General features: G+C 70.7%; 4 protein-coding genes and 1 pseudogene. 2 read left to right on the forward strand and 3 right to left on the reverse strand.

Annotation, left to right across the window (positions count from 1 at the left end; all coding sequences use genetic code 11):
• Positions 1-145: 145 nt before the first annotated feature.
• The 3 genes from VK92_RS38565 to purT form a co-directional block, all read right to left on the reverse strand.
• Positions 146-526: an MliC family protein gene (locus tag VK92_RS38565; RefSeq protein WP_021161266.1), complete on the reverse strand. Its 381-nt coding sequence runs from the start codon at positions 524-526 to the stop codon at positions 146-148.
• Positions 527-607: 81 nt separating this feature from the next.
• A complete protein-coding gene (locus VK92_RS38570) occupies positions 608-793 on the reverse strand; it encodes a DUF6726 family protein (RefSeq protein WP_021161265.1) in 186 nt (61 codons plus the stop codon).
• A gap of 18 nt (positions 794-811) precedes the next feature.
• Positions 812-2026 carry a formate-dependent phosphoribosylglycinamide formyltransferase gene (gene purT / locus VK92_RS38575; RefSeq protein WP_042976186.1) on the reverse strand — a complete coding sequence of 405 codons (1215 nt, stop codon included), beginning with the start codon at positions 2024-2026 and terminating at the stop codon, positions 812-814.
• A gap of 213 nt (positions 2027-2239) precedes the next feature.
• Between purT and VK92_RS38580 the strand changes: the two genes are divergently transcribed.
• Positions 2240-2785, forward strand: coding sequence for an META domain-containing protein (locus VK92_RS38580; RefSeq protein WP_021161262.1), 546 nt, complete (start codon positions 2240-2242; stop codon positions 2783-2785).
• Between the two features lie 177 nt (positions 2786-2962).
• Positions 2963-5413 (forward strand): annotated as a pseudogene (locus VK92_RS42715) (DNA translocase FtsK); the annotation flags it as partial.

Below are 5413 nucleotides of genomic sequence, written 5' to 3' on the forward strand. Positions count from 1 at the left end.
TCGCCTTGCCGGATCGCCTTGCCGAACCGTCTTGCCGAACCGTCTTGCCGGATCGCCCGCCGCCGGCCCGCGCGGCAGGCAGTCACGCCAGGGAGCCTGACGCCGGCCGCCACCGCCAAGCACGATCCACGCCCCCGCCCGTCGCTCAGCCCTTCTTCTTTTTCTTCTCGACCTGAACGCAGTCGCCCAGCAGCGGCGGCGCATTCTGGTCGGCGATCTCGTCGCGCAGCGTCGCTTCCTTGCCCTTCGTCCACCACGTATAGCGGCCGGCCTGATAGCGCGCGCCGGACGCCGACACCGTGTCGACGAACAGCATCTGCTTCCCGTTGACCGGCACGAGCGCGAAGCTCTGGCCGTTGCCCGCGAGCCAGTACGACACGCGCACGGGCTGTTTCTGGTTCGCACACTGGTAGACGGCGAACTGGCGCGAATCGGCGTCGATCTCTTCGACGGTCAGTTGCGCGGCATGCGCGACGGAAACGGCGGTGCCGGCGAGCGCAAGCGCGGCGAGCGTTTGGCGAATCATGCAGGTCCTCTCACGAGACGGGTGGAAACGCGCCCTCGCGGGGCGCGCAATGATTGTTGTCGATCGCGTCGTGTAGCTTGATCAGGGATCGATGACGTCGGCACACGCGTCGGTCGGCGCGGCCGCGAGATGGCCGACGAGCGGCACGATCTTGAGCCCGGCCGAGGCCACCCGGCACGGTGCGGCCGCGACGCCGCAACCCGCGAGACTCGCGACCAGCGCCAGTGCGGCGCCCAGCTTTACGATACGCAGCCAGCTTGGCGTCATCGTCCTCTCCTGGTTACGTCAGCGCGCCGACACGGGCCGGACGGCCGCGGCGGCACGCTTCGCGCGTTCGCGGGCTTCGTCGACGGTCGCGCCGGTCGCCAGCGCGACGCCCATGCGCCGCTTCGCAAAACTCTCCGGCTTGCCGAACAGCCGCAGGTCGGCGCCCGGAACCGCAAGCGCGTCGCGCACGCCTTCGAACGCGATGCCGCGCTCGTCGAGCCCGCCGTAGATCACGGCCGACGCGGCCGGCGAACCGAGCGTCGGATCGACCGGCAGCCCGAGAATCGCACGCGCATGCAGCTCGAACTCCGACTGGCGCTGCGACGCGAGCGTGACGAGGCCCGTATCGTGCGGCCGCGGGCTCACCTCGGAGAACCACACGTCGTCGCCGCGCACGAACAGCTCGACGCCGAACAGCCCGCGCCCGCCGAGTGCCTCGGTGACCTTGTGCGCGATCTCGCGCGACTTCTCGAGCGCCGCCGCGCTCATCGGCTGCGGCTGCCACGACTCGACGTAGTCGCCCGCCACCTGCACGTGGCCGACCGGCTCGCAGAAATAGGTGCGCGTGGCGTCCGTCGCCGGATCGATCGCGCGCACGGTGAGCTGCGTGATCTCATAGTCGAAATCGATGAAACCTTCGACGATCACGCGGCCGTGGTTCACGCGCCCGCCCGCCATCGCGTAGTCCCACGCCGGCTTCACGTCGGCTTCGGTCTTCACGACCGACTGCCCCTTGCCCGACGACGACATCACGGGTTTCACGACGCACGGCATGCCGATCTTCGCGACGGCCGCGCTGAACGCTTCGAACGAATCCGCGAACGCATACGGGGACGTCGGCAGGCCGAGCTCCTCGGCCGCGAGCCGGCGGATCCCTTCGCGGTTCATCGTAAGCTGCGTCGCGCGCGCGGTCGGGATCACCTCGGCAAGACCGGCCGCCTCGATCGCCGCGAGCGCGTCGGTCGCGATCGCCTCGATCTCGGGCACGATCAGGTGCGGGCGTTCGGCCTCGACGATCGCGCGCAGCGCGGCGGCGTCGGTCATGTCGATCACGTGCGCGCGATGCGCGACCTGATGGCCGGGTGCGTCCGGATAGCGGTCGACCGCGATGACTTCGACACCGAGACGCTGCAACGCGATGATGACTTCCTTGCCGAGCTCGCCGGCGCCGAGCAGCATGACGCGCGTGGCCGAGGATGAGAGCGGCGTACCGAGCCGCTGACCGATCTGCATGTGATTACCCGCTTCTGGTGGAGGACGAAAACGGCTCCGATGTTAACACGCGCCACGACACCGGTTTGGCGCGTTTCGCCGTGCCGCCGACCCGCCTCGGGCCGCTCGCGAGCGGGCTGCGAACGTTTTCACGCGCGAAGTGTCGGCTCGCCTGCCGCGGGGCGGGTGCGTTACTCTTACGCCTTGATCAGAATCCGATGAGGAACGAGGCTCATGTCCCACCTGTCCGCAGCCGCACGCGCACGCACCGGCCTGCTTCGCCCGTTGCGCGCGCCGCTCTGCGCGTTGACGCTTGCCACGCTTCTCGCCGCCTGCGCGATGCCGACCCACCCCGATTCCGCCGCCCCCGCGCCCGACCCGTACAACCCGGCCGCCGTCCAGCTGCTCGACGACACGAGCTGGGAGCTCACCAGCTGGCTGAACGCCGACGGCACGCAGCGCGCGATCCCGCACGGCGACAACGGCGAGCCGATCAAGCTCGCGCTGTCGACCGAGTCGGGCATCCGGCGCGCGAGCGGGTTCTCGGGCTGCAACCGCTACATGGGCACCTACGCGATCAAGAACGGCCTGTTGAGCTTCGGGCCGCTCGCCGGCACGCGGATGGCCTGCCCGAATACGCTCGGCGGCCAGCTCGAACGCGCGTACCTCGACGCACTCGCCCATGTCGACAAGACCGGCGTGCAGATGCGCGAGCCGCAGCAGTTGCAGATCGTGACCGCGTCCGGCGCAACGCTGACCTTCACGCACCGGAGCCCCTGATGCACGGCGCGCGCGAAGGCCGACCGACCGCCTTCGCGTGGCGCGCCACGCGCGTGTGCCGCGCATCCGCGTCGCGCGGCGTGAAGCGGATGCACGCCGCGTTAGAGTCTTGTTCGCCGGCCGGTTAAACTCGGCGGGTCGCGCCCCGCGCGCCCCTCCCCACTCCTGTTTCAAAGCATGCACACGGTTGTCTTCGGCTGGTTCGGCATCTCCGCCGTCTGGTTCCTCCTTCTCTTCTGGCGTCTCGTGCAGGCGATGCTGCCCGGCGGCGGCGGGCTCGCCGGCCGCGGCTCGATCCGTCTGTGGCTCGGCTTCGCCGCGGTGTTCGTGGCCAGCTGCACGCTGACGAGCCCGCTGTCGGGCCCCGACACGAACGCGCTCGGCCATGCGTTCTCGGCAGGCTTCGCCCACGTGCTCGGCCCGATCGGCACGCCGGTCGCGATGGTCGTGCTGTTCTTCGCCGGGCTGCCCTGGTTGACCGGCATCGGCTGGCGTCAGTTCGCCGCGTGGGTCGACACGTCGTTCGGCGTCAAGCTGTCGCGCGACGGCGGCGACGACGATGCCCGCGGCATTGCCGACCTGCCGCGCAGCGCGCTTCATCGCGACGACGACGTCGTGCAGCCGACCACCGCGCATACCGTCAATTCGATGGCGCCGCGCCAGAACGGCCGGTATTCGCGTCCGACGCTGTGGAAACCCGATCCGCAGGCGCGGCCGAAGCCGCGCAGCAGCACGCCCCCGCGCCCTCACGTGGAACCCGTCGCGCCGTCGGGCTGGTTGAAACCGACCGCCCCCCAGCGCGCGCCGACGCAGCCCGCACCGATCCCCCCGGCCAGCGCGATGCCGCCACCGACAGCCGGCAGCACCGCCAGCCTGGCGCGCGCAGCAGCGAATTCGCAGGTCCCGCGCCCCGATCCGGCCCCGCTTCCTGTCGGATTCGAACCCGTCCGCCCGCGGCCGACGGCCGCGCGACCGGCCACGCCCGCATTGAAGCCGACTACGCCGCGTACCACGGTCACGCCGCGGCCGGCCGCCGCGCAGCCGCAGCGCCCGCCGGTACGCCCCGTCGCAGGCGCAGGTTCGGCCGGCCAGCCTGCGGATACGGCACGACGTCGTCCGGTGCCGCAAACGCCGGCGCGTGCGCCGCTCTACGCCTGGACGGAAAAACCCGCCGCGCCGATCGCGCCGGCACCGAGCGTGCACGACACGCTGCGCTCGATCGAGGCCAGCACCGCGCAATGGGCGACGCTGGGCGGTGCGCAGTCGGCCGACGCCGGGCACGCTGCCGCCGCAGCCGCTACCGTGGCCGGGGTGGCCGGGGTGGCCGCGGCAGCAGCCGGCGTAGCGGCGCCGGCATCGGCGGCCACATCGACCGTGCAGGCCGCTTCGACCGGGAACGCCGCCGCGACCCACGGCCTCGCCGCGCATGACGCCGCTGTGTCGCTCGCGCACGATGCGGCGCCGACGTACGACGACAACGCACCGATCGTGCTCGACGCGTTCATGCCGACGGCGCCCGCTGTTCATGCACCGGGTGCCGATGCGGGCACCGTGGCGCTCGACGCGGCCGCCCCGCACGCGCTGTCGAATACCGGCAGCGACGATGCCGCGTTTTCGCATCACGCCGACGACAAGCTCCGGTACGCCGACGATGCGCCTGCCGTGTCGACGCCGGGAATCCCGTCCGCACCCTCACCTTCGTTCGACGCGCCCATCGACCTCGCACCGTGGGAAGACCTCGCCAGCCGGCCGGTTTCCGCGTTCGACGCATCCGCGTGGAACGCGGCCTCCGAGTCGTCGACGAACGCGACGGGATCGGAATCGGCCGAGGCTGCCGCCGCACAACCCAGGAACGAGGCGGCTCGCGACATCGCCGCGAGCAACCTGCCGGCACCCGTCGATAACGACGACAGGTACACGGCGCAACCGGCTCCCGCAATCGATCACATTGCATCGGCCCGCGTGCCGCAGGGCATCGACGATGCACACGCCGACGTGAAAGCGGCCGGGAACATCGCACCGTTCGCGGCCCTCCCCTCTTCGACGATCACCGAAACGACGTCACGCGCAAGTGCCGAAGCCAGGCCGTTTGCGGCGGTGTCGGCAACGTCGGGACCGGCCGCGTCGGGTGCAGCACCGGAAGCCGTCAAGGCGGACGCGGCAGAACCTGCGGCACCGCCGTCGGCAAGCGCTCAGGGCTCCGCGCCGGCAGCTGAATGGACTTGGAAACCGTCGACGGCACAATCTGCCCCGACGAATACAACCTTCGCCGTGGAATTGCCGAAATCGCCGGTTGCCGCTCAACCGTTTGCCGCCATGCAGACGGCTTCGCCTGCTGCTGCGTCGCCGCTCGTCGGCACCACCGCGCAAGCACCTGCATCCGCTTCGGGAACATCGCCTGTCGCCGATACCACTTCAATGGATCGCGTGACCGGCACGGCATCCGGCTCGCCTGCTCAGTCGCCTGCGTCGGCATCGAACGCTGCATCAGTCGCGTCGACATCCGCAATCGGCGTAACCGGTGCTGCGTCGGCTTCGCTGTCGCAGCCGACCGCGTCGGCATCGACCGCTGCATCTGCCCCATCGACATCCCCGGTCAGCGTCACCGGTGCCGCGTCGGCTTCGCTG

The organism is Burkholderia sp. LK4 (genome assembly GCF_001043615.1).
Classification (GTDB): domain Bacteria; phylum Pseudomonadota; class Gammaproteobacteria; order Burkholderiales; family Burkholderiaceae; genus Burkholderia; species Burkholderia cepacia.